Below are 24,721 nucleotides of genomic sequence, written 5' to 3' on the forward strand. Positions count from 1 at the left end.
GGGATCAGCTCCCGGGGCCCGGAACGACCGGGTCCGGGCGCTCGGTCGCGGCGTCTTTCCTGCGGGTTTCGTCCTGCTTTCGGGGCTCGCCCGGCCTGCGGGTTTCGGCCGAGGCGGCGCCGGCGGGAGCGGCCGGGGACGAGGCCGGTGAGGAGGCCGGTGCGGTTGCGGGTGCGGGGGCGGTTTGGGGGCCGCGGGCGGGCAGGGCGCCCGCGGCCGCGGTCATCGCGCCGGTCGCCGCCGCCCTGGCGCCGGCCTCGGCCGCGCCCCCGGTCACGGCCGAGGCGCCGCCCATGCCAGACGCGCTCCAGTCCCGGGGCGTGCGGGAGCCGCCGTCGCGCCCCGCGCCGTCGCGCCCCCCGCCATCCCGCGCCGGCATGATCCGGCGCGCGGCATGAATGATCGGCTCCGCCGCCAGCTGCCCGACGATCTGGCTGACATGCTTCACGTCGCGCACCTCGAGGTCGAAGCGCGCGCGATAGAAGTCCGGCTTGCGCTCGGTGAACTCCAGATGCGTGATATCGGCCTTCAGATCCGCGATCACCGTGCACACCCTGGCGAGGGCTCCCTGCTCGTTGGCGAAAGTCACCGACACCGAGGTCTGGTGCGGCTGCGACCAGGCGGTCTCGGGGTCCCACTTGAGGTCGACCCAGGCCTCCATCTCGTCTTCGTAGGCCGCGAGCTCGGGACAGTCGATGGCGTGAACCGTCACGCCCCGCCCGGGCGCGACGATGCCGACGATGCGATCCCCCGGCACCGGCTCGCAGCATTCGCCGAAGCGGACCTTGCGGGCGCGGGAGACGCCGGTGACCATCGGACGCTCCGGCGCCTCGGCGGACAGGGGCACGTCCCAGGCGCCGTCGCGGGGAAACAGGGTCGTGAGCACCTGCACCGCCGAGATCTCCGCCGCCCCCACCGCGCGCAGCAGGTCGTCGGCCGAGGCTTCGCCCAGCCGGCTCGCCGCCATGCCAAGCGCCTTGGCGCTCAGCGGCTTGCCCGCCCGCTCGAAGGACTGGGAGACGATCTCGCGGCCGATGCGGATGTCGGATTCGCGACGCTCGGCCCGGATCGCGCGGCGGATCGCCTGCTTGGCGCGGCCGGTGACGGCGATCTCCTCCCAGACCGGCTGGGGCCGCTGGGCGTCGGCGCGGATGATCTCCACCGTCTGACCGTTGCGCAGGCGGGTGGAAAGCGGCGCCCGGCGGCCGTCGATCTTGGCGCCGACGCAAGAGTCGCCGATGCGGGTGTGGATCGAATAGGCGAAATCGATCGGCGTCGCGCCCCGGGGCAGGTTGATCACCCGGCCCTTGGGGGTGAAGCAGAACACCTGGTCCTGGAACATGTCGAGCTTCACATGTTCGAGGAACTCGTCCGGCTTCTCGGCGTTGCGGAACTCGTCGGTGAGCTGGCGCAGCCAGGTGAACGGGTCCACCACGAACGGGTTGGGAGAGCGCACGCCCTCCTTGTAGGCCCAGTGGGCGGCGACCCCGGTTTCGGCCACGTCATGCATGGCGCGGGTGCGGATCTGCACCTCCACCCGCTTGGCGTTGCGCCCCGACACCGTGGTGTGGATCGAGCGGTAGCCGTTGGATTTCGGGGTGGAGATATAATCCTTGAACCGCCCCGGCACCGCGGTCCAGCGGCGATGCACGGCGCCCAGCGCCCGGTAGCAGTCGCCCTCGTCCGCGCAGATGATGCGGAAGCCGTAGATGTCGGAGAGGCGGCCGAACTCCTGCCCCTTCTCCTCCATCTTGCGCCAGATGGCGAAGGGGCGCTTTTCGCGGCCGGTGACCTCGGCCTCGATGCCTTCGGCCTCTAGCAGAACGCGGATGTCCTCCTGGATCTGGGGGATGACCTCGCCGGTGGCCTCGCGCAGCTGGGCGAAGCGGCGCAGGATCGACACCCGGCCCTGGGGGTTGAGCACCTCGAAGGACAGGTCCTCCAGCTCGTCGCGCATCGACTGCATGCCCATGCGGCCGGCGAGCGGCGCGTAGATCTCCATGGTCTCGCGCGCCTTGCGCTCCTGCTTCTCGGGCCGCAGGAAGCCGATGGTGCGCATGTTGTGCAGGCGGTCGGCGAGCTTGACCAGCAGCACCCGCACGTCGCGCGACATGGCGATGAGCAGCTTGCGGAGGTTCTCCGCCTGCTCGGTCTCCTTCGAGCCGAGGTCGAGCTTGGAGATCTTGGTGACGCCGTCGACCAGTTCCGCCACTTCCTCGCCGAACTGGTCGGCGATCACCTGATAGGTGACGCCCTCGCAATCCTCGATCGTGTCGTGGAGCAGGGCGGTGGCGATGGTGGCGTCGTCGAGCCGAAGCTCGGTCAGGATTCCGGCCACCGCGACGGGGTGGCCGAAATAGGGGTCGCCATTGGCGCGACGCTGCTGGGAGTGAGCCTTGGCCCCGAACACGTAAGCGGCGTTGAGAAGCCCCTCGTCCGTGTTCGGGTTATAGGCGAGCACCCGCTCGATCAGTTCGAACTGGCGGATGAACTCGCCCAACTCGCCCTCCTTGCGGGGTCGCGGCCCCGGCTCAGCCGGCGTTCTGGTCCTGCTCCGACATCAGGGCGCGGAGCAGCTGCTCCTCCGAGATGTCGTCGACCGGCGCGTCGGAATCGGCGCCGGACATGAGCATGGCCATCGAGTCCTCTTCGGGCTCGTCGACCTCGATGTGCCGCTGGTGGGACTGGATCAGCCCCTCCATCAGGTCATCGGGAGTGAGGGTCTCGTCCGCGATCTCGCGAAGCGCGACCACGGGGTTCTTGTCGTTATCGCGAGGGATCGTGATCTCCGATCCGGTGGAGATCTCGCGCGCCCGATGGGCGGCGAGCATGACCAGCTCGAACCGGTTGGTGACCTTGTCGACGCAATCCTCGACGGTGACGCGGGCCATTGCGGACGCCTCCGGTGGCAGTGTCAGGGGAACCGCCTGCCTACAGGGGGGCGGGGCGCGACGCAAGGCCGGTTTCGTGAAAACACCGAAGGTTTCGGGGGATAGCGCGGTCTCCCGTTCGCCGGACCCGCGCGCTGGAGATGCCGCGCGTGGGGCGGGCGCGGGGCCGACGCCGCCTATGGCCATCGAGAGCGGAGGAGCCGTGGCGGACGCGGCGTCGTTTCGGGGGTATTGCGCGTTCCTTCAGCTGGCGTTCGCGCTTGCGTAGCGAATCGAAATGAAGTGGCGGCAGGCCGCGCATCGCCTTGTGTTTAACGCTATTTTAACGAAAGATGTGGAAGGATAGGGAGCGGTCGCGCCGTCTGTCGGGCGTTCTCTCTTTTGAAATGGGGGCGCCGCGCTCCTCGCGACGCGAGCGGGCGGAATTACGGGAGGGAAGGCGGATGATACGTTGCACTATCGTATCACGTTCCCTATTTCGCGGCGGTCCTGGCTGATTCGCGGCGGCCCCGGCGCCCTGGCACACCCCCCCGCGCACCGTGCAGAAGCGGCGGCGCCGATGAGACGCATTCGGAGAGAGCATGTTCTATCGTGACGAGCGACTGGCCCTATTCATCGACGGGTCCAACCTGTATGCGGCGGCGAAGGCGCTGGCATTTGACATAGACTACAAGCTCCTTCGGAATGAATTCATGCGGCGCGGCAAGCTTGTCAGAGCGTTTTATTATACCGCCCTGGTGGAGGATCAGGAATATTCGCCGATCCGCCCGCTGGTCGACTGGCTCGACTACAACGGCTTCTCCATGGTCACCAAGCCGGCCAAGGAGTTCACCGACTCCACCGGCCGCCGCAAGATCAAGGGCAACATGGACATCGAGCTCGCGGTCGACGCGATGGAGATGGCCGATCGCATCGATCACATGGTGTTGTTCTCCGGTGATGGGGACTTCCGGCCGCTGGTCGCGGGCATCCAGCGCAAGGGCGTTCGGGTGTCGGTGGTGTCGACCATCCGCACGTCGCCGCCGATGATCGCCGATGACCTGCGTCGCCAGGCCGACAACTTCATCGAGCTCGACGAGCTCAAGGACATCGTCGGCCGCCCGCCGCGCCCGGTCCGCGCCCATGACGATGAGGACGCCGAGTCCGAGGCCTGATCCGGACCGCTCCCGACAAGACCGGTCGCGCGGCGCCTGCGCGGCGCGACCTTCTCCGGTTCCCCGTCCTCCGCCGTCCGCCTTCCGAATGCCGGATCGCGCGGGGGACGCGGCGCCTTCGCCGGCGCCCGACGCCGCCGACCGCGCGCTTTGATAGCCGACCCTCGCCGCGGGAGACCGCTCCACAGGCGCTTCCGCCGCCGCGCCGCGCGGGCGGGGCCGTGCCGCAGGCGAGCGGGCGGACGCGCGGCTCCCTCGCCGATGTCGACCACGGTGTCCGGGGGGGGCGCCAGGCCGGGGGGCGTCAGCGGCGGCGCAGGTCGCCGCGCGGCCGCCTCTCGCGATCCGCTCCGCAGCGCCCCCGCCCTTGACCCCTCGCGTTCCGGCTGCTTTGGACCGATCCAACGCAGAACGGCCCGCGCGCGAGGCCGCGACGGAAGGATCCCGCCCATGCCCGCCTCCCCCGCGCCCGCCCCGTCGTCAGAGCCCGCCGTCGACTGCCCGCTCTGCCCGCGCCTCGTCGCCTACCGCGCGGAGGTCTCGGCGCGCGAACCCGACTGGTGGAACGCTCCCGTCCCGTCTTTCGGCGACTCCGAGGCGCGCCTGCTCGTCGCCGGTCTCGCCCCCGGCGTCACCGGGGCCAACCGCACCGGGCGCCCCTTCACCGGCGACTATGCGGGCGACCTGCTCTACGCCACGCTCAACGCCCACGGCTTCGCCAATGACCGCTTCGCCGCCCGCCCGGACGACGGCCTGGTCCTGCGCGATTGCCTGGTCACCAACGCGGTGCGCTGCGTGCCCCCGCAGAACAAGCCGACGGGGCCCGAGATCAACGCCTGCCGGCCGTTCCTCTCGGCCCTGATCGCGGGCGCGCCCAGGTTGAAGATGATCGTCTGCCTCGGGCGCATCAGCCATGACAGCGTGTTGCGCGCGCTCGGCGTCCGGCTCGCCGCCCATCCCTTCGCGCATAACGCGCGGCACGAGATCGGCGGGCTGACGGTGCGCGACAGCTATCACTGCTCCCGCTACAACACCAACACCCGCCGCCTGACGCCGGAGATGTTCAACGACGTCTTCGCCGCCGTGCGGGAGGAGCTCGGCCCCCCCGTCTGAGGTCCGTCTGAGGCGGGCGAGGGGGCTTCGGCGGCGATCAGTCCGCCGAGTGGTCCGGCGCCTTGCCCGAGGGCGCGACATAGGGACGGGTCACGTCCTCCAGCCGCATTTCCAGCGCCTCGACCTCGATGGCGATCTCGCCGTCGCCGGCCAGCACCACGCGCAGCACGCCGGACGGGTCCTCGGGCTCGGTCGAGGGCTCGAAGATCAGTTGCAGCACGCTCAGCGCCTGGTCGGGGTCGCGCGGGTCGAGCCCGGTCGCGCGCACCGCCATCACGTTCTCGACCAGCGCCACCGCGCGCACCCGCTCATAGGGGCGTCCGGCGCGCTCGGCGCGGTCCCGGTCCTCCCAGCGAAAGCGGTTGAGGAACAGCACGAAGCGGCGCTTGCGGCGCATCCAGACCAGGTCTCGGGCGAGCCCGGCGGCGTCCTGCAGCAGCGCCGAGATCACCGACAGGTCCTCGACGCTCTCGGCCGCGAGGCGGAGCGGGCGTTCGGAGGCGTCCTCGAAACGGGCGTCGGTCATGATGCGAGCTCCCTGTCTCCCGGCGATCCCGTATCGCCCGGAGCATGGGGCCGACGCAATCCCGCGGCGCCGTCCGCATCGTCGCGCCGGGCGGCGCTCGTCCGGCCGGCGCAGCCGAACCCGAGCGCAGCGAGGCTCCCCTTTCCCCGGCGCAGCCGAAATCCGGGCGAAGCGCGGCGCCCTGTCCGGCGAAGCGCGGGGGGGCTCAGTCCTCCGCCGCGCCGCCGATCACCCCGTCACGCTCCAGCGCCGCCAGCGCGTCCTCCGTCAGCCCCAGCCTCTCGGACAGCACCGCGCGCCCGTCGGCGCCCAGTGGGCGCGAGGCCACGTAGTCCGGCGCCGCCGCCCCATGCAGCCGCAGGGGCGAGCCGTGAACGGTCAGCGCCCCGTATTCCGGGTGGTCGATGTCGAACAGCATCCCCCGGCCGCGCATATGCGGGTCCTGCGTGACCTCGACCAGATCGCGGACCGGCGCGCAGGGCACCCGGCCGGCGCGCAGGGCCGCCACGGCCTCGTCCCGCGTCCGGGCCGAGGTCCATTCCGCCACCGCGGCGTCGGTCTCCTCGATCCGCCGCACCCGGGCGACCTTGGCGGCGAAGCGGGGGTCCTCGGCCAGTTCCGGCCGGCCCATCGCGGCGCTAAGCGCGCGCCAGTGGCCGTCCGTCACCCCGATGATCGCCACATGGCCGTCCGCGCAGGGATAGACGTTGTAGGGCGCCGCGGCCATCGCGCCATGGCGGTTGCCGGTGCGGGGCGGCGCGCGCCCCTCGTCGAACACCACCGCCAGGTTGGAGGCGAGCGAGGGATAGACCGCCTCCTGCATCGCCACCTCGACCAGCCGCCCGCGCCCGGTCCGCTCACGCTCGAACAGGGCGGTCATCACGCCCGCGTAAAGGTGCGTCCCGGACAGGAAATCCGCGACCGCCGGCCCCGCCTTCACCGGAGGCCCGTCGGGAAAGCCGGTGACGCCCATCATCCCCGAGGCCGCCTGCACGGTCACGTCCATGGCGAGGTTCGCCGCGTCCGGCCCGCTCAGCCCGTAGCCGGAGCCCGAAGCGTAGACCAGCCGCGGGTTGATCGCCGACAGCGCCTCCCAGCCCACGCCCAGCCGGTCCATGACGCCGGGGGCGTAGTTCTCCAGCAGCACGTCGGCCGAGGCCGCCAGTCCGCGCAGGATCTCCTTGCCCGCCTCCGCCTTGAGGTCGAGCGCGAGGCTGCGCTTGTTGGAATTCAGCATGGCGAAGGGCGCCCCCGACCCGCGCGAGATGGCGGCGCGGGCGCGCACGCTTTCGCCCCCCGGCGGCTCGATCTTGATCACGTCGGCGCCGGCGCGGGCCATCAGGAAGCAGGCGTAGGGCCCCTGATAGACCTGCCCGAGATCGAGCACCGTGATCCCGGCGAGCGGCAGGGTGGCGCGGTGCTCGGCGGCGGCGGCGGAGGCGTCGGAAGGCGCGGCAGGCATGGGGCTGAGGTTCCGGGGCAAGGGGAGACGTTACGGCCCGCCAGCTTGGACGCCCCTCCGCCGCCCCGCCAAGCCTTCGTGCAGCAGGTATGTGATATGCGGCGAGAGGCGCGCCGCGCGCCTGAGGCCCGAGGGCGCGGATTTCGCTTGAGCTATGCCGTGCAAGATCAATGCGCGAAACGATTATCTTCAGAGTTCAGGCCCTCGGCCGGACGGCCCGCCGCCGTCTCCGCCCGGCAAGCGGCGACGTTGACGGCCCGCCGCCGCGCGTGCCCAGTCTTCTCCCAACGGGCGCCCGGAACGCCGGGGCCCCGCCCAGACAACGAGCGCCGAGCCGCGCGGCCCCGCCCGCGCGCCGACCCGGCGACGGGAGGAAGACATGGCCGATCCCAAGCTGTTCTCGGAGCTCGCGCTCCGCGACCTGACCCTGCGCAACCGCATCGCGGCGCCCCCGATGCTGCAATACGTGGCCGAGAACGGGTTCCCCGTGGACTGGCACCTGATGCAGTACGGCCGCCTCGCCGCAGGCGGCGCGGGGCTGGTCTTCGTCGAATCCACCAAGGTCGAGCGCCGCGGCGCCGGGACGCTCGGGGATCTCTTCATCTCCGAGGACGCCCATATCGCCCCGCTCGCGCGGCTCGCGGCGATCATCAAGGCCAACGGGGCGCGGGCGGGCATCCAGCTCGGCCATTCCGGGCGCAAGGCCCGCGCGCGCCGCCCGTGGGAGGGGCGCGAGCCGCTGACCCGGACCCCCGACATTCCCGACTGGGACGCCTGGCAGCCGGTCGGGCCCTCGGCGCTTTCCTACGGACCGGGCTGGGAGCCGCCGCGGGCGCTGGAGCGCGCGGAGATCCCGGACGCCATCGACGCCTGGGGCCAGGCCGCCCGGCGCGCCTACGAGGCCGGGTTCGAGGCGCTGGAGATCCACGCGGCCCATGGCTATCTGCTGCATTCCTTCTTCAGCCCCGAAGCCAACCGGCGGACCGACGACTACGGCGGCTCCGAGGCCAACCGCATGCGCTTCATCCTCGAAGTGGTGGAGGCGGTGCGCGCCCACTGGCCGGCGGGCAAGCCGCTGTTCATGCGGCTCTCGGTCGAGGACGAGGCGGGGCTGGGGCCGGCGGAGCATATCCGCCTCGCCCGCGCCGCGAAGCCGCTGGGAGTGGACGTGATCGACTGTTCGACCGGCGGGTTGAACGCGAAGGTTCCGAACTTCCACCGGCTCAACCAGTACGGCTTCCAGGTGCCCTATGCCGACCAGGTGCGGCGGGGGGCGGAGATCATGACCATGGCCGTGGGCCTGATCATCCATGCCGACCAGGCGGAGGCGATCCTGCAGGCGGGCTCGGCCGATCTGGTGGCGGTGGGGCGCGAGTTCCTCAACAACCCCTGCTGGGCGATGGACGCGGCGCAGAAGCTGGGCGTGGATCCGGGGTTCGGGATGGTCGCTCCGCAGGTGGGGTTCTGGCTGGGCGCGCGGGCGGCGCGGGGGATGGGCTGTCCGCCCTCGACCTGGGCGCCGGGCCTGGGCGAGGACGCCTCGGCCGAGGCCGCGTCCACCCGCCGGGACGCGGAGGCGGGGGCATGAGCGGCGCCGCTGGAACCGGCCACGTCTTCCCGGAAGGCACGGCGGATTGCCATGTCCACATCTACGGGCCGTTCGACAAATACCCGGAAGTCCCGATTTCCGAATACAAATCCCCCGACGCGCCGGTGGAGCGGCTGCTGGCGCTGTGGGACGGGCTCGGTATCGCGCGCGGCGTGATCGTGCATGCGCGCTCGGCCGGGCGCGACGGGCAGGTGACGCTGGACGCGCTCAAGGCGCATCCCGACCGGCTGCGCGGGGTGGCGGTGTTCGAGGACGAGGTGACCGACGCCCGCCTGGACGAGATGACGGAGGCCGGGTTCAGGGGCGTGCGCATCAACATGATGCAGCTGGACGGCAAGCGGCTCTACCAGGGCGGGATGGGTCTGGAGGACCTCGCCCGGCTCGCGCCCCGGCTGGCGGAGCGGGGCTGGCACGCGCAGATCTGGGCGGAGAGCGGGGACATCGTCGCCCTGGCGCCGGAGCTGATGCGTCTGCCGCTGGATTTCGTGATCGACCATCAGGGGCGGACGCCGGCGACCAGGGGGGTCGGCTACGCCGGGTTCCAGGCGATGCTGGATCTGCTGAAGACCGGGCGCTGGTGGTGCAAGATCTCGGGGTCGGACCGCAACACGGCGCTCGGACCGCCCTATGCGGATTCGGCGGCCTTCATGGCGGCCCTGGTGGAGACCGCGCCCGAGCGGCTGGTCTGGGGCACCGACTGGCCGCATGTGGGGCACTCGGATGAGACGCGCCCCGAGATGGCGGACCTTGTCGCGCGCCTGTTCGAAACGGTGAGCGACCCCGAGATCCGCCGGCGGATCCTGGTGGAGAACCCCCGGACGCTCTACGGGTTCTGATCCCGCAGGCGGGGGAGAGGAGGCGCCGGGGCGCGATCCTCGGCGCTCCGGTCTCGCCCGCGCGCCTGGCCGCCCGGACCGCCGTTTCCGCGCGCCGCGGGCGCTCCGGCGCGGCCTGGCGGACGCGACGCGCGGCGCCCGCTTTCCGGCAGGCGGCGCCGGGCGGTCTTGCGTGGAACCGCGCGGCATGCCACGCCAACCGCCTGTTGCGATGCAAAACGGCTGGGCGAGAGGGTTTCGGACATGGATATGGGCATGGATGCGCTGGGCTGGGCCGGTCTGGCGCTGGCGCTGCTGGGCACCGGGGTGGTGGCGGGCGTGCTGGCGGGGCTGCTGGGCGTCGGCGGCGGCATCGTCATCGTGCCGGTTCTGTCCTGGCTGCTGGCGATCGTGGCGCTGCCCGACAGCCTGACCCAGCATCTCGCGGTGGCGACGTCGCTGGCCACGATCATCCCCACCTCGATCTCCTCGGCCCGCTCGCACCGCAAGCGCGGCTCGGTCGACATGGCGCGGCTGAAGCTGTGGGGGCCCGGCGTCATCGTCGGGGCGCTGGCCGGCGGCGTGCTGGCCAAGTTCGTCTCCGGCGACGCGCTGCGGCTGGTCTTCGGCGTGGTGGCGCTGCTGGTCGCGGTCAACATGTTCATGCCCAGGCAGATCCAGGCGGCGGAGGCGCCGCCGACCGGCGCGCCCGCCAACTTCTCCATCGCCGGGGTGATCGGGCTGTTCTCCTCGATGATGGGGATCGGCGGGGGCACGCTGGCGGTGCCGGTGCAGAGCTCGGTCGGCATTCCGATGCGCACGGCGGTGGGCACGGCCTCGGCGCTGGGGCTGCTGATCGCGGTGCCGGGGACGCTCGGCTTCATCTATGCGGGCTGGGGCGTCGAGGGGCTGCCGCCGCTGTCGCTGGGCTATGTCAGCCTGCCGGCGGTGGCGCTGATCGTGCCGGCGACGTGGATCTTCGCGCCGCAGGGGGCGAAGCTGGCGCACAAGGTGGATCAGGCGCTGCTGCGGCGGCTGTTCGCGATCTTCCTGGCGATCACCGCCGCCCGGATGCTGCTGTCGGCCCTGGGCTGAGCCCGGCGCGCCTCCGGCCAGGGTCGGAGGCGCCGCGACGACCCGGGCGCCCGGCGGCGCCGATGCGCGCGCGGCGCGTGTCGACCGGGCGCCCGGCGGAGCGGGGGCCCGGAGGCCCGCCGCGGCGCATGATCGGGCGGGCGCGGTTTCAGACCTCTCGCCAGCGGATCACGCCGACGCAGACCAGGCCGAAGATCACGTGACCGATCAGCGACGCCCAGGTCAGCGGAATGAACCCCAGGAAGGCCGGCAGCCCGGCGATCAGATGCGCCATGACGAAGAGCGCGAACACCCAGAGCCCGACGCCGAAGCCGATGGCGACGACCCACCAGGGCAGGAAGGGCGTGATCGTCCGGGCGATGGGCCGGGCGACGAACAGCCAGCCCAGCGGGTAGAACACCACGCCCACCGTGAAATGGATGATCTCGGCGGCGAAGCGGCTGGAGAGCCCGAACACCGACTGCACCAGGGCCGCGGGCTCCAGCGGGCCGCCGATCCAGAGCGGGGTGATCAGGCGGGCCCAGACCTCCCAGGACAGGTCGGCGGCGAGACCGGCGAGGATCACCGCGATCCAAAGCGCGCGGTCGATGGGCGGGGTGAGCGGGGCGGAGGTTTCGGCGTGGGACGTCATGGCGATGATCCTTGGCGCCGGCGCAGGCCTATGCGCGGGCGATGGAATGGGAAGCGGTTGGGCGGGGCGTCGCGACCCGGCCAACATGGCCCTTACGCAAAGTAACCGCCAATGCCGGCGATTGAAGAAACCTTGAGGTCTCGTGCGCAGGCCCCCGCAGATTGGGGAGCAGCGCGCCGCGGCCGCCGCCCTCGGTCCCATTCCGCCGTCCCCGTCCCCGTCCCCGTCCCCGTCCCCGTCCCCCTTCGCCGCCGCCCTTCGCCGTCGGCCGGGGCCGTCCCCAGGGGGCCGGTCAGTCCGCGTCCAGCATCTCCGCAAGGGCGCGGTTGAAGCGCCCGGCCGCCTCAAACATCACCCAGTGACCCACGTCGGGGATCATCAGAACCGGGGCGCAGGGATCGAGGGCGGCCATGATCGCCCGGTTCTCGTCCATCGGGGCGGCGATGGCGTCGTGTTCGCCCCAGATCCCGCCCAGCCGCGTGCGGCCGCGGCCGGGGGCGAGGGTCTCGTCCGCGCCGAGCAGGTCCTCCATGGCGCGGATGCGCAGGCGGAAGGCCTCGGCGTTGGCGGCCTGCATCTCCACCAGCCCGTCGTCGATCAGCGCGGCGTCGCGCAGCATCAGGGCGGCGAGGTTCGTGCGATGCGCGGCCAGGCGCGCGTCCGGCCCGTCGGCGCGCCGCCAGCTCTCCAGCCGGTCGCGGATCGAGGTCCCCGAGCCGAAGCGCGCCGGGCCCACCAGCACCAGCCGCCCGATGCGGTCGGCGGGCTCCGCCATGGCCAGCGCCGCGGCCGAGGACGTGCCGAAGGAAAAGGCGACCATGTCATAGGCCCCGTCCGCAGCCCCGTCCGCAGCCCCGTCCGCAGCCCCGTGCTCGGGGCCGTCCGGCGGAACCAGCGCCGCCATGCCCTTGCGCAGGATCCACGCGATCTCCGCCACGGTTTGCGGTTGGGCGAGGTCGGGGCTCTCGCCCGCGCCGGGGAGGTCGATGGCGATGACCCGCCGGGTCTGGTTCAGGGCGTCGATATTGGCGATCCAGTGGGTCCAGGACCCGGAGCCGCCATGCAGCATCAGCAGGGGCCGACCCGTCGCGCCCTCGGGCGCCGCCCAGTCGCGCCAGACCGCGCCGGGAACCCCGCCAGGCGCCTCGATCCGGCGGGCCCGCGCCTCAAGCGCGTCGCGCAACGCCCGGGCGGCGCCGGGGCGCGGGGCATCGGACGGCCGCGCCGCGGCGGGCGCATCATTCTGAGACAACATACAAAGTGTTCCGAATTATTTTGGGGCGAATCGACCCTAGACCGCCCGCAACCGGCGCGCCAACGCCTTAATTGGGGCGCAATCACAAGATCAGCCAGCGGATTGTTGCAGGACTGACTTGTTTTCGACTACGCCTCCTGTTCATCGTTAGAGAGGCCGGGGCGCCAGGTCCAACCGCCACGCCGACACGGCGCGTCGGTCGAAGCCGGCCGGGAAGCGGGGAGCGAAAACGACATGAACGGGCGGACCGAAGGCAGGGGGGTGCGCAAGCGGGCTGTGGTCCGTCGGGAGGAGATCGTCTCGATCGCCGCCGACATCTTCGCGACCAAGGGCTACAACGGCGCCTCGCTGCGCGACATCGCCGAACGGGCCGGAATGACCAAGGCGGCGCTCTACTATCACTTCCCGGACAAGGAGCAGATCTTCGGCGCCGTGGTGATGACCCGGATGGAGGCGCTGAACGCCGCCGTGACCGAGGCGACGACGGCCGCAGGGGACGATCCGCTCGCCCGCATCCTCGCCTTTTTCGACGCCGCCGCGGGGCGAATCGACGAGGACCCGATGGGGTGGATCGCCTCGTCCAACACGTTCTGGACGCTGGAGCGGCTGCAAAGCCAGCCCGCGGTGATCGAGGCCCGCGACGCCTTCGAAGCGGTGCTTCGCCAGGCGCTGCGCGACGGCCGTGACCAGGGGCTGGTGGCGGAGGAGGATATCGGGCTGCTCGGGCGCATGCTGATTTCCTGCCTCGACGTGATCCCGCGCTGGATGAAACGTGATGGGCCGTTGAATGCGCGCCAGATCATGCGACGTTACCTGCGCTTCGCGCTCGCCGGCGTGCTGACCGAGACCGGGCGGGCGCAACTGGATGACCCTGCAGGAGACGACGCCCGATGACCGATCAGACCCAGACCCCCGGAGACGGACGCTTCGCGGGCAAGGCGGCCCTGGTGACCGGCGCCAGCCGCGGCATCGGCGAGGCCGCCGCGCGCGCGCTCGCCGCCGAAGGCGCGGCGGTGGTGCTCGCCGCCCGCTCCGCCGCCGAGATAGGGGCGCTCGCCGCCGAGATCCGCGACGCGGGCGGCCGCGCCGAGGCGGTGACCTGCGACGTCTCCCGGCTCGCCGATGTCGAGGCGGCCTGCGCGCTCTGCGTCTCGGCCTTCGGATCGCTGGATATCCTCGTGAACAACGCCGGCATGATCGAGCCCATCGCCGACATCGCCGAGGCCGACCCCGACGCCTGGTCCAAGGCCATCGACGTCAACGTCAAGGGGGTCTGGTTCGGTCTGCGGTCGGCGCTGCCGGTGATGGCCGGGCAGGGCGGGGGCGTGGTGGTCAACATCTCGTCGGGCGCGGCCTACGCCGCGATGGAGGGATGGAGCGCCTATTGCGCCTCCAAGGCGGCGGCGCTGTCGCTGACCCGTTCGGCGCATCTGGAATACGGGCCGCGCGGGGTGCGGGTGGTGGGCCTGAGCCCCGGAACGGTGGCGACCTCGATGCAGCGGGTGATCGGGGCCTCCGGGGTCAACCCGGTCAGCCAGCTGGCCTGGGAGGCGCATATCCCCGCCGAATGGGCCGGACGGGCGGTGGCCTGGCTGTGCGGGCCCGAGGCGTCGGCCTATGACGGCGGCGACTTCTCGCTGAAATCCGAGGAGGGACGCCGGGAGATCGGCCTGATCTGAGCCGCCCTGCCCCTGGTCCCGGCCCCGCCGGAGGCGCGCGCCTTCGGCGGGGCCGGCGAGTCTGGTTTACGATTTTCGCGCCGCGCCGCGCCGCGATCACGATTTGTTAGGACGCCTCTCCCACTCTGCGCCGGTCGGCGAAGCCCGATCGCGTCTCCGCCCCGATGGCGGAGGTTTCGTCAGGATGACGAGCGGAGGTCCTGAGCATGAATCGCAGCGATATATCGCGCCTCGCGGCGCTTTCGACCCTGCTGGTGATCTTCACCTCGGCGGTGGTCGGCGTGCTGCTTTTCATCGGGATGTCCTCGGCCTTGCGCGAAGGCCAGATGCGCAGCGCGCAGGTGGAGCTGTCGAGCGCGCTGTCCTCCTTCGCGGGACGGCTCGAGGGGCTGCGCCGCCAGGCCCTGGCGCTGGGACGGACCCCGCCGGTCCTGGGCCTGCCCGCGGCCATTGCGGGCGCAGGCGGCAAGGGATCCGACGGCTCGACGCCCGAACAGTGGCGACGACGGCTCGCCGCGATCTTCGAAAGCTACATGGTGACCAACCGGGACGTCACCCAGATCCGCTACATCGCCGTCAACGGCGATGAGCTGGTGCGAGTCGAACGTCGGGGCGGGAAGGACGGCCAGGCGCCGAGACGGGTCGCCGTCGACGCGCTCCAGAACAAGGCCGATCGCTACTATTTCACCCAGGGCATGCGCCGCTCGGAGGGCGACGTCTACATGTCCGACATCGACCTCAACGTCGAGAACGGCAAGGTCCAGGTTCCCTTCCAGCTGACCCTGCGGGCCGCGACGCCGGTGGATGATCGATACGGCCGGCGCATCGGCCTGCTGGTGATCAATGTCGACGCCGAACTGTTGATGTCGCGCATCACCCGCGTCGCTCCGAAGGGCGCGCGCTTGCACCTGACCAATGAGAAAGGCCTCTACCTCCTGCGCCCGGACGAGGGCCACGCCCTCGACCTGCTGCGAGCGGCGGAGCGCGACGCCCGCAAGGATTTCCCTCAGCTCGAGCCGCTCTTCGAAGCGTCCGGGACTCAGGCCGGGACGCCGGCCGAGACGGGCGAAGTGCTGACGTTCGAGAAGGGCGATTCCATGGTGCACGCCGCGTCGGTGGCGCTGAACCCGTCGAACCCCGGTCGTCGGCTGGTGGCGGTGATGCTGACCCCGCGGGCGGAGCTGTTCCACGGCATCTGGCGCTATCGCCCGCAGGTGCTGGCCATGGCGGGAGGGTTCGTGCTGATCCTGCTGGGGGCGGGGGCGGCCTTCATGCTGTCGCGCACGCTGTCGCGCACCATGGGCCAGCTCGCCGTCGCGGCGGACCGGCTGGCGGAGGGCGCGCCGGCCGAATCCATCGACTGGCCCGATCCCCGGATCGAGGAGGTCGCGCGCCTCAACCGCGCCCTGCGCCATCTCGCCGACGCCGTGCGCGACCGCGAAACCCGCCTGACGGAGCGTGAGGCCAAGCTGCGCGCCATCATGGACAGCGCCATCAACGGCATCATCTCCATGGATGCCGAGGGCCGGATCGAAAGCGCCAACACCGCGGCGCTGGAGATGTTCGGCTACGAGGAAGGCGAGCTGATCGGCCGCAATATCAACATCCTCATGCCCACGCCCGACCGGGAGGCCCATGCCGGCTACCTCGCCCGCTACTTCCGGACCGGGGAGCGGCGGATGATCTGCATCCCGCGCGAGGAAACCGCCCTGCGCCGCAACGGGGAGGTGTTTCCGATCGAACTCGCGGTGTCCGAACAGGTGCGCGACGGCCAGCACGCCTTCACCGGCATCATCGTGGACCTGAGCGACAAGAAGCGGGTGGAGCGCATGCAGCGCGACTTCGTCTCCACCGTCAGTCATGAGCTGCGCACGCCCCTGACCGCCATCAAGGGCTCGCTGGACCTGGTCGGCTCCGGCGCGCTGGGCAAGGGGCCGCCGGCCTGGGAGGACATGCTGGCGCTGGCCCGCAAGAACTCGGACCGGCTGGTGCGGCTGGTCAACGACATCCTCGACCTCGACCGGATCAGTTCGGGCCGCATGCAATACGCCTTCTCGCTGGAACCGCTGAGCGACCTGGTGGAGAGCGCGGTGGCCGAGAACCGCCCGATGGCCGAGGCCCGCGGCGTATCGGTGACGCTGGAGACGCGGCCCGATCCCGGCGCGCTGGTGCGCGCCGACCGGGATCGCATCCTGCAGGTGCTGGCCAACCTGCTCTCCAACGCCGTGAAGGTCACGCCGGAGGGCGCCGCGATCCGGGTCTCGGCCCGGCGGATCGGGGGCGGCTGGCGGATCTCGGTGACCGATGCCGGCGAGGGCGTGCCGGAGGGGTTCCGCGACCGCATCTTCGGCAAGTTCTCGCAAAGCGACAACGCCGATTCCGCCCGTCGCGGCGGCAGCGGCCTCGGCCTGCACATCTCCAAGGCGATCGTGGAGGCGCATCAGGGCCGGATCGGTTTCGACAGCCCGCCGGGGGAAAGCGCCACCTTCTGGTTCGAACTGGCCGAAAGCGGCCGGTTCCAGCCCGAGCTGGGGGACGACCTGGCGGAGCGCGCCGCGCTGACGGCCGCGGCCCCATCCGAACCCTCGCCGCCCGAACCCTCGCCGCCCGATCCCCCGCAGCGCGCGCCGGAGGACGCGCCCGCGGCTTCCGGGTCCGCCGCCCCGGGCCTGGGTCGCTCGACCCCCGCGGAACCGGCGGCGGATGCCGCGGAGCCCCCCCGCGCGGCCATCGGTCGCTGACGAAAAGGAAAGCTCCGCCGGATTGCACAGGATCCCCCGCGAACCTGCGCGCGCCGCCGAAGCCCGGACACGTCGCCGTGAGCGCCGCCGCGCGATGGCGCCGCGGGCGCCGCCTCTCAATGCGCGCGCGGGTGGACGCGGCGCCTCCTCTCCGCAGGCCCGGACCGGTCCGCTTCGCGTCCTCGCCAGGCCGCCCGCGCCCGCGCGACCGGCAGGCGCGCGACTGGACGCGCGCTCAAGACCGCCCCGCGCGCGCAGACGCGACCCCCGCGCCCTTTGACCCGGTCTCCGAATCCGATCAAAAGGGAGCCTCCGGCCCCCGGCGTCGCGCCGTCCGGGTCGAACAGGGGGCGCGCCCCCCGAGGACCGAGCGGAGACCACGACCATGGCGGCAGCAACCACCCCCGATATCCGGACCGGAGATCGGCCGGAGCCCATGGCGGGCGCGCGGCGCGCAGCCCCCTCGGGGGCCGGGGCAGGGGCCCGGACGCGCGGTCTCGCCCTCGCCGGCGCGGGCGTCGTCCGCCGCGCGGCCTGCGTCGCGCGCCTGCTCGCCGTCCTGCTGGTCGCGGCCCTCGCCGGCCCGGCGCTGGTCGCCGCGCTCGCCCCGACCCCGGCCGCCGCCCAGGACGCGCCGGTGATCGGCCGCGTCGACAGCATCCTCGTCGAAGGCGCCCGCCGCGTCGACGACGCCACCATCAAGGCCTACATGACCGTCGTCGAGGGCGAGCCCGCCACCGCCGCCGACATCAACGCCTCGCTCCGCCGCCTGCTCGACACCGGCCTGTTCGAGGACGTCACGATCTCCCCGCTCGGCAGCGGGCTGCTCGTGCAGGTCAGGGAAGCCGCCTACATCAACCTCGTCGCCTTCGAGGGCAACGAGGAGGTCAAGGACGAGACGCTGCGCGGCTCGATCCGCTCCACGTCCCGCTCCGCCTTCTCGCGCGCCAAGGCCGACCGCGACGCCCAGACCCTGCTCGAACTCTACCGCCGCTCCGGCCGCTACGGCGCCACCGTCGAGCCGGTGATCATCGAGCGCGACAACAACCGCGTCGACCTGGTCTTCGAGATCGACGAGGGCCAGCCCACCGGCATCCGCTCCATCGCCTTCGTGGGCAACCGCGCCTTCTCCGACCGTCGCCTGCGCAGCGCCATCGGCACCAAGGAGAACGGCCTGCTGGCCTTCCTCTACTCCACCGGCACCTACGACCCCGACCGGCTGGAATACGACAAGGAGCTGCTGCGCCGGCACTACCTGGACCGGGGCTACGCCGATTTCCGGGTGCTCTCCGCCGTCGCCGAGCTCGCCGACGACCGCGAGGACTTCCTGCTGACCTTCACCGTGGACGAAGGCGAGGTCTACGAGTTCGGCAAGCTCGACATCGACATCCGCATCCCCGGCATCGACCCCGAGCCGCTGCGCGCGGTCTTCGAGATGGAGGAGGGCGAGGCCTATTCGATCTCCGAGGTCGACACCGCCATCGAGAACCTGATCTTCGAGCTTGGCCAGCGCGGCTACGTGTTCCTCGACGTGCGCCCCCGGGCCGACAAGAACGAGGAGACGCGCACCATCGACGTGACGCTGGAGGCCTCCGAAGGTCCCCGCGTCTACATCGAGCGCATCGAGATCGTGGGCAATTCGCGCACCGTCGACCGGGTCCTGCGCCGCGAGTTCCACGTGGCCGAGGGCGACGCCTACAACGCGCTCGAAATCGAGGCCGCGCGGTCCCGCCTGCGGGCGCTGGGCTTCTTCGGCCAGGTCGACGTGCGCACCGAGCGCGGCGGCGCCGACGACCGCGCCGTGGTCAAGGTCGAGGTCGAGGAGAAGCTGACCGGCTCGATCTCGCTGGGCCTGGGCTTCTCGTCCTCCGACGGCCCCGGCGGCGACATCTCGATCACCGAGCAGAACTTCCTCGGCCGCGGCCAGTTCGTGCAGGCCTCCGTGCAGGTGGCCGGCGACGAGCAGGCGGTGCAGTTCAACTTCGAGGAGCCCGCGCTGCTCGACCGCGATCTCGCCGCCGGCTTCAACATCGGCTACGTGCAGATCGACCGCACCGACGAGAGCTCCTACCAGGAGACCAATATCGGCTTCCGGCCCTACCTGGAGTTCCCGGTGGCCGACGACCAGCGGCTGCGCCTGAAATACCGCATCAGCTCCGACGAGATCCGCGACGTGACCCGCTACGCCTCGCCCGCGATCTTCGAGGACGAGGGCTCGGCGCTGACCTCCTCGATCGGCGCGGTGTGGACGCTGGACCGCCGCAACGACGTGCTCGAACCGACCCGCGGCTACCGGGTGGGCTTCGATCAGGAGCTGGCGGGCCTGGGCGGCGACACCGCCTACACACGTTCCGTGGCCTCGGCGAAAGTCTGGCAGGGCTTCCTCGACGATCAGCTCGTGGCCTCGGCCGAGATCGAGGGCGGCGCCATGTTCTCCTTCGGGGACGATCTGCGCGTCTCCGACCGTTTCTACATGGGCGGCGACGATTTCCGCGGCTTCGCCCGGGACGGCATCGGTCCGCGCGACGTCTCGGTCATCTCGGTGCGGGAGCGGGATTCCGACGGCAACCTGGTGACCCCGGCGAACCGCATCGACGTGCAGCGTGACGATGCGCTGGGCGGGCAGTATTACGCGATGCTGCGCACCAATGTCAGCTTCCCGCTGGGGCTGCCGGACGAGTTCGGGATCTATGGCGGCCTGTTCGCCGATGTCGGCACGGTCTGGGGGCTCGACCAGACCACCTATTCGGACAAGTTCAACCGCCCGGACGTGACCATCGACGACAGCGCCATCATCCGCGCGTCCATCGGCGCGTCGCTGTTCATCGACAGTCCGTTCGGCCCGCTGCGCTTCAACTTCGCGCTGCCGGTGGTGCGGGAGGACTACGACGCCCGCGAATATTTCCGCTTCACCATCGGCGGGCGGTTCTGAGCATGGCGGCCGGCGCGCGGGGCCGGAGCGGGGGCGCGGGGCGCGTCGCGCCGGTCCTCGCGCTGGCGCTGGCGCTGGGCGCGGCGGGTCCGTCCTCGGGCCAGACCGCGGGCGACGAGGACGGCGGCGGCGGCGCGGGGGCGATCGAAATCTCCCCCGGCCCCGCCCCCGCGCCAAGCCCTGCGCCGACCACGCCGGGGTCGGGTTCGGGGCCGGGCTCGGGGTCGGGGCCGGGACCCGCCGAAGCCTCCGCCGAGCTGCCGCGCGCCGCCGTGCTGATCGTCAACCGGACCGCTGTGGTGGAGAACTCCGTCGCCGCCCAGGCCCTGCGCGATACCGAGCGCGACGTGCGCGCCCGGGTGCAGAGCGAACTGGACGAGGTGAAGGCCGAGCTGGAGGCCGAGGAACAGGCGCTCACCGAGCTCAAGCAGACCATGGACCCCGCCGAATTCGACGAGCGCGCCCGGATCTTCGACCGCCGGGTGAAGGAGGAGCGGCGCGACGCGCAGGAACGCGGCGCCATCCTCGTGCGCTTCGTGCAGGAGGCGCGGGCCGCCCTCGCCTCCGCCCTGCCGCGGGTGCTGGAGGAGCTTCGCCGCGACGCCGGCGCGCTGGTCATCCTCGACAGCGCGGCGGTCGCGGTGGCCGATCCGGGGCTCGACGTCACCCAGCAGGCCATCGCGCGCTATGACCGGGAGATGGGCGAAGTGCGCTTCGACCCGCCCGCCGACCTTGCGCGAAACTGAACGCGAAATTAACGCCGCGGCGGTTTCCCCCCGGTTTCGGAGGCATATTCGCCCCATTCCGGGCTCACGTGACGCTGCGCAGGGGGGCCTTGGCTTGACCTTGGCGCGGGCTCCTGCAATCAGATGCGCCGACACCGCCAGCAGGGGCCGACATGACTGAGACCTCTTCCGACGCGGCGCCCGCCGACGTCGCGCCGACCGCCGAGACCGTTTACGGCTCCGCCGACATCGCGCGTATCCAGCGCATGATCCCGCATCGCTACCCGTTCCTGCTCGTCGATCGGGTGGAACGGATGGTGAAGGGCGACGCCTGCGTCGGCATCAAGAACGTCACCATGAACGAGCCGCAGTTCACCGGGCATTTCCCGGGCGAGCCGATCATGCCCGGCGTCCTGATCGTCGAGGCCATGGCCCAGACCGCCGCCGTGCTGGTGGTCGACACGCTGGGGATGGAGGGCGAGAATCTGCTCGTCTACTTCATGACCCTCGACAAGTGCCGCTTCCGTCAGCGCGTGGTCCCCGGCGACCAGATGGAGCTTCGGGTGAAGATCCTGCGCGGCCACGGCAAGATCTGGAAATTCTGGGGCGAGGCCTGGGTCGGCGACAAGATGTGCGCCGAGGCCGATTTCTCGGCCATGATCGTCATGCCCGACCACAAGTCCCGCAAAGGCGCCTGAACATGAGCATCGACCCCTCGGCCATCGTCCACCCCGCCGCCATCGTGGAGGACGGGGCCGAGATCGGCGCCGGCGCCCGCATCGGCCCCTGGTGCCTGGTGGGGGCGCAGGTCTCCATCGGTGCGGGGGCGGAGCTTCTGTCCCATGTCGCCGTCACCGGCGCGACCTCGATCGGGGAAGGCACGCGGGTCTGGCCCTTCGCCTCGCTCGGCGCCCAGCCGCAGGACCTGAAGTTCACCGGCGAGGAAAGCCGGCTGGAAATCGGGGCCCGCAACATGATCCGCGAGCATGTGACCATGAACCCGGGCACCGAGGGCGGCGGCGGGGTCACCCGGGTCGGCGACGGCTGCCTGTTCATGGCGTCGTCGCATGTGGGCCATGACTGCATCGTCGGGAACGGCGTGATCGTGGCCAACAACGCGCCCCTGGGCGGCCATGTCATCGTCGAGGATCGGGCGATCATCGGCGGCAACGCGGCGGTCCATCAGCACAGCCGCATCGGCCGCGGCGCCATGATCGGCGGCCTGACCGGGGTGGAGCGGGACGTGATCCCCTTCGGCTCCGTCACCGGGGACCGGGCGCATCTGGCGGGACTGAACCTGGTGGGCCTGCGCCGCGCCAAGTTCCCGCGCGAACACATCTCCGCCCTGCGCGCGGCGGTGGATTTCATTTTCGACGAGGCGGCCGAGGGCTCGGTGGTGATCCGCGCCCGCGAGGCCTCCGAGCGCTGGCCGGATCAGCCGCTGGTGGCCGAAGTGGTGCGCTTCATGCTCGCCGACAGCGCCCGGCAGTTCGTCACCCGTCGCGGCAAGTGACGCGACGGGGCGGGCGGCGGGCCCTTCGGCGGGCCCTCGACAGGTTACGGGACATGCGATGACGGACGGAATGCTGGTCGAGAGCGGCGCGCTGGCGCTTGTGGCGGGGTCCGGCGATCTGCCGAGGCTGATCGCCGAGGACCGCCGCCGCCAGGGCCTGCCCCTGCTGGTGGTGCGCTTCGAGGGCGTGCACGCGCCCTGGGCCGATGGCATGGACGTGCTCGACCTGCCCTTCGAAAAACCGGGGCGCCTGTTCAAGGCGATGAAGGCCAGGGGCTGCGACAGGGTCTGCTTCGCGGGCGGCATGACGCGGCCGCGGCTCGACCCGCTGCGCTTCGACCTGAAGGCGCTGGGGCTTGCGGTGAAGGCGCTGGCGCTGCTCAAGAAGGGCGACGACGCCATGCTGCGCGGCTTCGCCTCGATCTTCGAGAGCGAGGGCTACCGGATGGTCGCCGCACAGGACCTGCTGGAGGGGATGCTGGCGCCCGAGGGCGTGTTCGGCGCCGTCCAGCCCTCCGACCAGGACCGGGAGGACGCGGCCCGCGCCGCCGCCATCGTCGCCGCCATGGGCGCGGTGGACGTGGGGCAGGCGGCGGTGGTCTGCGACGGGATCTGCCTGGGCGTGGAGGCCATCGCCGGCACCGACGCGCTGCTGGAGGAAGTCGCGCGTCTGCCCGAGGGGCTGCGCCACGGCGATGCCGGGGGCGTGCTGCTGAAGGGCCCCAAGCCGGGTCAGGACTGGCGCATGGACCTGCCCGCCATCGGGCCGGAGACGGTGCGCCGCGCGGCGCTCGCCGGGCTCGCCGGGATCTGCGTCGAGGCCGGCGCGGTGCTGGTGCTGGGCCGGGAGGAGACCGTGCGCGCCGCCGATGAGGCGGGCCTGTTCCTCTGGGGCCGCCCCTCGGCGGCCGAGGCCCCGCTCGATCCCGACGCCGCGGCGCCGGCCCCGCCCCCCACGGAAGCGCCATCCGCCTGAGCTTCGGAGGGCTCCGTCATGACCCGTCCGCTCCGCGTCTTTCTGATCGCCGGCGAGGCCTCCGGCGACCGGCTGGGCGCGCCGCTCATCCGGGCGCTGCGCGAGGAAGCCGGCCGCGAGGTCGAGGTCATGGGCGTCGGCGGCGAACTGATGGAGGCGGAGGGCCTGCGCTCGCTCTTCCCGGCCACCGATCTCGCGGTCATGGGCATCGCCGAGGTGCTGCCCCGGCTCCGCCTGATCCTGCGCCGGATCCGTGAGACCGCCGCGGCGCTGACCGAGGCCCGCCCGGACCTGCTCATCACCATCGACAGCCCCGGTTTCGGCCTGCGCGTGGCCCGCAAGGCCCGCAAGGCGCTGCCCGGCACGGTGATGACCCATTACGTCGCCCCCTCCGTCTGGGCCTGGAAACCGGGCCGGGCGAAGGAGATGGCGGCCTATGTGGACCATGTGCTCGCGCTGCTGCCCTTCGAGCCGCCCTACATGACCGAAGCCGGGATGACCTGCGATTTCGTGGGCCATCCCGCCGCGCGGCTGCCGGTTCCGGACGCCGCCGCCTGCGCCGCCTTCCGCGCGGAGATCGGGGCCGGTGACGCGCCCTTGCTCTGCGTGCTGCCCGGCAGCCGGCGGGGCGAGGTCTCCCGGCTTGCGGCGCCCTTCGGCGACGTGGTGGCGCGCGTGGCCGCCCAGGTCCCCGGTCTGCGCGCGGTGATCCCGGCCGCCGCCGGCGTCGCCGACATGGTCGAGGCGGCCGCCCGGGACTGGCCGATCCCCGCCGTCGTGCTCGACCCCCGCGGCATGGACCCGGCGGCGGCGGAAGCGCGCAAGTTCGCCTGTTTCGCCGCCTGCGACACGGCGCTCGCGGCCTCCGGCACCGTGTCGCTGGAGCTTGCGGCCATGGGCGCGCCGCAGGTCATCGCCTACCGTGTGCATCCGCTGACCGCCTTCATCGTCAAGCGCATGGTCCGCATCGACAGCGCCACGCTGGTCAACCTGCTGCTGAAATCCCGCCCGATCCCCGAATACATCCAGGACGCGCTGATCCCCGAGACGGTCGCCGCCGAGGTCGTCCGCCTGCTGAGCGACCCCGCCGCCGCCGCCGCCCAGCGCGCGGCCGAGGACGAGGCGTTGGCGATGCTCGGCCGGCACGGCGCGCCGCCCTCGACGCTTGCGGCGCGCTCCGTCCTCGCGGCGCTGGAGCGGGGCGGGGCGAAGGGGTGACGCGGCGTGGCCGGACCCGCCCGGACGGCTGAACGGATTGTTTCTGACGACCGCGTGTATTGAGATCGCGGGACTTCGGACCATGTGAATGGGGGACGGCGAGCGCATCTGCGCCGCCGACCCGACCCATGGAAAGGAGGCCGACATGAGCCGACCGACCGAAAACGCCGACCCGAAGAACGCCGAAGCGCGCGCCTCGGAGACGCCCGAGATGCTCAAGACCGAGATGAGCGATCCGAACGATCCCTCGACCATCGGCGGCGCCAACGCCGAGGCCAACGGCGTGTGGCGGGTGCTGCGCAACTCCGCCGTGCTGGCGGTGGTGGCGATGGCCGCCATCGCGGTGGTCTACACCGTCGCCACCTGACCGCCGAAGGCAGGCGCGC

General features: G+C 71.8%; 21 protein-coding genes. 15 read left to right on the forward strand and 6 right to left on the reverse strand.

Going from position 1 to position 24,721, the window contains the following annotated elements; translation table 11 throughout:
• Positions 1-4: 4 nt before the first annotated feature.
• Together BLV24_RS02305 and rpoZ are read right to left on the reverse strand one after the other, a co-directional pair.
• Entirely contained in the window at positions 5-2,500 is a 2,496-nt protein-coding gene (locus tag BLV24_RS02305) for a RelA/SpoT family protein (protein ID WP_342707966.1), read from the reverse strand.
• Positions 2,501-2,531: 31 nt separating this feature from the next.
• Positions 2,532-2,891 carry a DNA-directed RNA polymerase subunit omega gene (rpoZ, locus tag BLV24_RS02310; RefSeq protein ID WP_092679514.1) on the reverse strand — a complete coding sequence of 120 codons (360 nt, stop codon included), beginning with the start codon at positions 2,889-2,891 and terminating at the stop codon, positions 2,532-2,534.
• 581 nt (positions 2,892-3,472) lie between these two features.
• On the opposite strand from rpoZ, the gene BLV24_RS02315 reads away from it, so the two are divergent.
• Both BLV24_RS02315 and BLV24_RS02320 read left to right on the forward strand, forming a co-directional pair.
• Complete coding sequence (locus BLV24_RS02315) at positions 3,473-4,045, forward strand: LabA-like NYN domain-containing protein (protein WP_092679515.1); 573 nt, start codon at positions 3,473-3,475, stop codon at positions 4,043-4,045.
• Between the two features lie 450 nt (positions 4,046-4,495).
• The gene (locus BLV24_RS02320; RefSeq protein ID WP_092679516.1) at positions 4,496-5,158 is read left to right on the forward strand and encodes a uracil-DNA glycosylase; all 663 of its coding nucleotides are present in this window, start codon (positions 4,496-4,498) and stop codon (positions 5,156-5,158) included.
• 37 nt (positions 5,159-5,195) lie between these two features.
• Here BLV24_RS02320 and BLV24_RS02325 read toward each other — a convergent pair whose 3' ends face one another.
• Together BLV24_RS02325 and BLV24_RS02330 are read right to left on the reverse strand one after the other, a co-directional pair.
• Complete coding sequence (locus BLV24_RS02325) at positions 5,196-5,684, reverse strand: DUF2948 family protein (protein WP_092679517.1); 489 nt, start codon at positions 5,682-5,684, stop codon at positions 5,196-5,198.
• A 205-nt stretch (positions 5,685-5,889) separates the two neighbouring features.
• Positions 5,890-7,146, reverse strand: coding sequence for a CaiB/BaiF CoA transferase family protein (locus BLV24_RS02330; protein ID WP_092679518.1), 1,257 nt, complete (start codon positions 7,144-7,146; stop codon positions 5,890-5,892).
• Between the two features lie 379 nt (positions 7,147-7,525).
• Here BLV24_RS02330 and BLV24_RS02335 point away from each other — a divergent pair, with 379 nt between their 5' ends.
• The 3 genes from BLV24_RS02335 (at position 7,526) to BLV24_RS02345 (ending at position 10,665) form a co-directional block, all read left to right on the forward strand.
• Positions 7,526-8,734: an NADH:flavin oxidoreductase/NADH oxidase gene (locus BLV24_RS02335; protein ID WP_092679519.1), complete on the forward strand. Its 1,209-nt coding sequence runs from the start codon at positions 7,526-7,528 to the stop codon at positions 8,732-8,734.
• Positions 8,731-9,591 (forward strand): amidohydrolase family protein, encoded by an 861-nt coding sequence (locus tag BLV24_RS02340; protein ID WP_092679520.1) that lies wholly within the window; start codon positions 8,731-8,733, stop codon positions 9,589-9,591. Before BLV24_RS02335 ends, BLV24_RS02340 begins: the two co-directional genes overlap by 4 nt.
• A 243-nt stretch (positions 9,592-9,834) precedes the next feature.
• Complete coding sequence (locus BLV24_RS02345; protein ID WP_092679521.1) at positions 9,835-10,665, forward strand: sulfite exporter TauE/SafE family protein; 831 nt, start codon at positions 9,835-9,837, stop codon at positions 10,663-10,665.
• A gap of 148 nt (positions 10,666-10,813) precedes the next feature.
• Here the strand turns inward: BLV24_RS02345 and BLV24_RS02350 are convergent, their stop codons facing one another.
• A complete protein-coding gene (locus BLV24_RS02350) occupies positions 10,814-11,296 on the reverse strand; it encodes a hypothetical protein (protein ID WP_092679522.1) in 483 nt (160 codons plus the stop codon).
• Positions 11,297-11,588: 292 nt separating this feature from the next.
• Positions 11,589-12,479, reverse strand: a complete 891-nt coding sequence (locus tag BLV24_RS02355; protein ID WP_176954595.1) for an alpha/beta fold hydrolase — start codon at positions 12,477-12,479, stop codon at positions 11,589-11,591.
• Positions 12,480-12,785: 306 nt separating this feature from the next.
• Here BLV24_RS02355 and BLV24_RS02360 point away from each other — a divergent pair, with 306 nt between their 5' ends.
• The 10 genes from BLV24_RS02360 (at position 12,786) to BLV24_RS02405 (ending at position 24,702) form a co-directional block, all read left to right on the forward strand.
• On the forward strand, positions 12,786-13,445 hold the full coding sequence (locus BLV24_RS02360; protein WP_092679524.1) for a TetR/AcrR family transcriptional regulator: 660 nt from the start codon (positions 12,786-12,788) through the stop codon (positions 13,443-13,445).
• Positions 13,442-14,230, forward strand: coding sequence for an SDR family NAD(P)-dependent oxidoreductase (locus tag BLV24_RS02365; protein ID WP_092679525.1), 789 nt, complete (start codon positions 13,442-13,444; stop codon positions 14,228-14,230). Before BLV24_RS02360 ends, BLV24_RS02365 begins: the two co-directional genes overlap by 4 nt.
• Positions 14,231-14,436: 206 nt before the next feature.
• Positions 14,437-16,971, forward strand: a complete 2,535-nt coding sequence (locus BLV24_RS02370; RefSeq protein ID WP_092679526.1) for a sensor histidine kinase — start codon at positions 14,437-14,439, stop codon at positions 16,969-16,971.
• A 385-nt stretch (positions 16,972-17,356) separates the two neighbouring features.
• On the forward strand, positions 17,357-19,903 hold the full coding sequence (bamA, locus tag BLV24_RS02375) for an outer membrane protein assembly factor BamA (protein WP_143040189.1): 2,547 nt from the start codon (positions 17,357-17,359) through the stop codon (positions 19,901-19,903).
• 2 nt (positions 19,904-19,905) lie between these two features.
• Positions 19,906-20,649, forward strand: coding sequence for an OmpH/Skp family outer membrane protein (locus tag BLV24_RS02380; RefSeq protein WP_092679528.1), 744 nt, complete (start codon positions 19,906-19,908; stop codon positions 20,647-20,649).
• A 152-nt stretch (positions 20,650-20,801) separates the two neighbouring features.
• Positions 20,802-21,326, forward strand: a complete 525-nt coding sequence (gene fabZ, locus BLV24_RS02385) for a 3-hydroxyacyl-ACP dehydratase FabZ (protein ID WP_092679529.1) — start codon at positions 20,802-20,804, stop codon at positions 21,324-21,326.
• A gap of 2 nt (positions 21,327-21,328) precedes the next feature.
• Positions 21,329-22,141 carry an acyl-ACP--UDP-N-acetylglucosamine O-acyltransferase gene (gene lpxA / locus BLV24_RS02390; protein ID WP_092679530.1) on the forward strand — a complete coding sequence of 271 codons (813 nt, stop codon included), beginning with the start codon at positions 21,329-21,331 and terminating at the stop codon, positions 22,139-22,141.
• A 58-nt stretch (positions 22,142-22,199) separates the two neighbouring features.
• A complete protein-coding gene (locus BLV24_RS02395) occupies positions 22,200-23,117 on the forward strand; it encodes an LpxI family protein (protein WP_245710337.1) in 918 nt (305 codons plus the stop codon).
• An 18-nt stretch (positions 23,118-23,135) separates the two neighbouring features.
• Entirely contained in the window at positions 23,136-24,335 is a 1,200-nt protein-coding gene (lpxB, locus tag BLV24_RS02400; RefSeq protein WP_092679531.1) for a lipid-A-disaccharide synthase, read from the forward strand.
• Between the two features lie 145 nt (positions 24,336-24,480).
• Complete coding sequence (locus tag BLV24_RS02405) at positions 24,481-24,702, forward strand: hypothetical protein (RefSeq protein WP_143040190.1); 222 nt, start codon at positions 24,481-24,483, stop codon at positions 24,700-24,702.
• Positions 24,703-24,721: the final 19 nt, after the last annotated feature.

The organism is Albimonas donghaensis (assembly GCF_900106695.1).
Taxonomy (GTDB): Bacteria; Pseudomonadota; Alphaproteobacteria; order Rhodobacterales; family Rhodobacteraceae; genus Albimonas; species Albimonas donghaensis.

Coding starts and splice junctions, on each gene's coding strand:
- rpoZ (WP_092679514.1), bottom strand. CDS start 2,891: ATGGCCCGCGTCACCGTCGAGGATTGCGTCGACAAGGTCACCAACCGG.
- BLV24_RS02315 (WP_092679515.1), top strand. CDS start 3,473: ATGTTCTATCGTGACGAGCGACTGGCCCTATTCATCGACGGGTCCAAC.
- BLV24_RS02320 (WP_092679516.1), top strand. CDS start 4,496: ATGCCCGCCTCCCCCGCGCCCGCCCCGTCGTCAGAGCCCGCCGTCGAC.
- BLV24_RS02325 (WP_092679517.1), bottom strand. CDS start 5,684: ATGACCGACGCCCGTTTCGAGGACGCCTCCGAACGCCCGCTCCGCCTC.
- BLV24_RS02330 (WP_092679518.1), bottom strand. CDS start 7,146: ATGCCTGCCGCGCCTTCCGACGCCTCCGCCGCCGCCGCCGAGCACCGC.
- BLV24_RS02335 (WP_092679519.1), top strand. CDS start 7,526: ATGGCCGATCCCAAGCTGTTCTCGGAGCTCGCGCTCCGCGACCTGACC.
- BLV24_RS02340 (WP_092679520.1), top strand. CDS start 8,731: ATGAGCGGCGCCGCTGGAACCGGCCACGTCTTCCCGGAAGGCACGGCG.
- BLV24_RS02345 (WP_092679521.1), top strand. CDS start 9,835: ATGGATATGGGCATGGATGCGCTGGGCTGGGCCGGTCTGGCGCTGGCG.
- BLV24_RS02350 (WP_092679522.1), bottom strand. CDS start 11,296: ATGACGTCCCACGCCGAAACCTCCGCCCCGCTCACCCCGCCCATCGAC.
- BLV24_RS02360 (WP_092679524.1), top strand. CDS start 12,786: ATGAACGGGCGGACCGAAGGCAGGGGGGTGCGCAAGCGGGCTGTGGTC.
- BLV24_RS02365 (WP_092679525.1), top strand. CDS start 13,442: ATGACCGATCAGACCCAGACCCCCGGAGACGGACGCTTCGCGGGCAAG.
- BLV24_RS02370 (WP_092679526.1), top strand. CDS start 14,437: ATGAATCGCAGCGATATATCGCGCCTCGCGGCGCTTTCGACCCTGCTG.
- bamA (WP_143040189.1), top strand. CDS start 17,357: ATGGCGGCAGCAACCACCCCCGATATCCGGACCGGAGATCGGCCGGAG.
- BLV24_RS02380 (WP_092679528.1), top strand. CDS start 19,906: ATGGCGGCCGGCGCGCGGGGCCGGAGCGGGGGCGCGGGGCGCGTCGCG.
- fabZ (WP_092679529.1), top strand. CDS start 20,802: ATGACTGAGACCTCTTCCGACGCGGCGCCCGCCGACGTCGCGCCGACC.
- lpxA (WP_092679530.1), top strand. CDS start 21,329: ATGAGCATCGACCCCTCGGCCATCGTCCACCCCGCCGCCATCGTGGAG.
- BLV24_RS02395 (WP_245710337.1), top strand. CDS start 22,200: ATGACGGACGGAATGCTGGTCGAGAGCGGCGCGCTGGCGCTTGTGGCG.
- lpxB (WP_092679531.1), top strand. CDS start 23,136: ATGACCCGTCCGCTCCGCGTCTTTCTGATCGCCGGCGAGGCCTCCGGC.
- BLV24_RS02405 (WP_143040190.1), top strand. CDS start 24,481: ATGAGCCGACCGACCGAAAACGCCGACCCGAAGAACGCCGAAGCGCGC.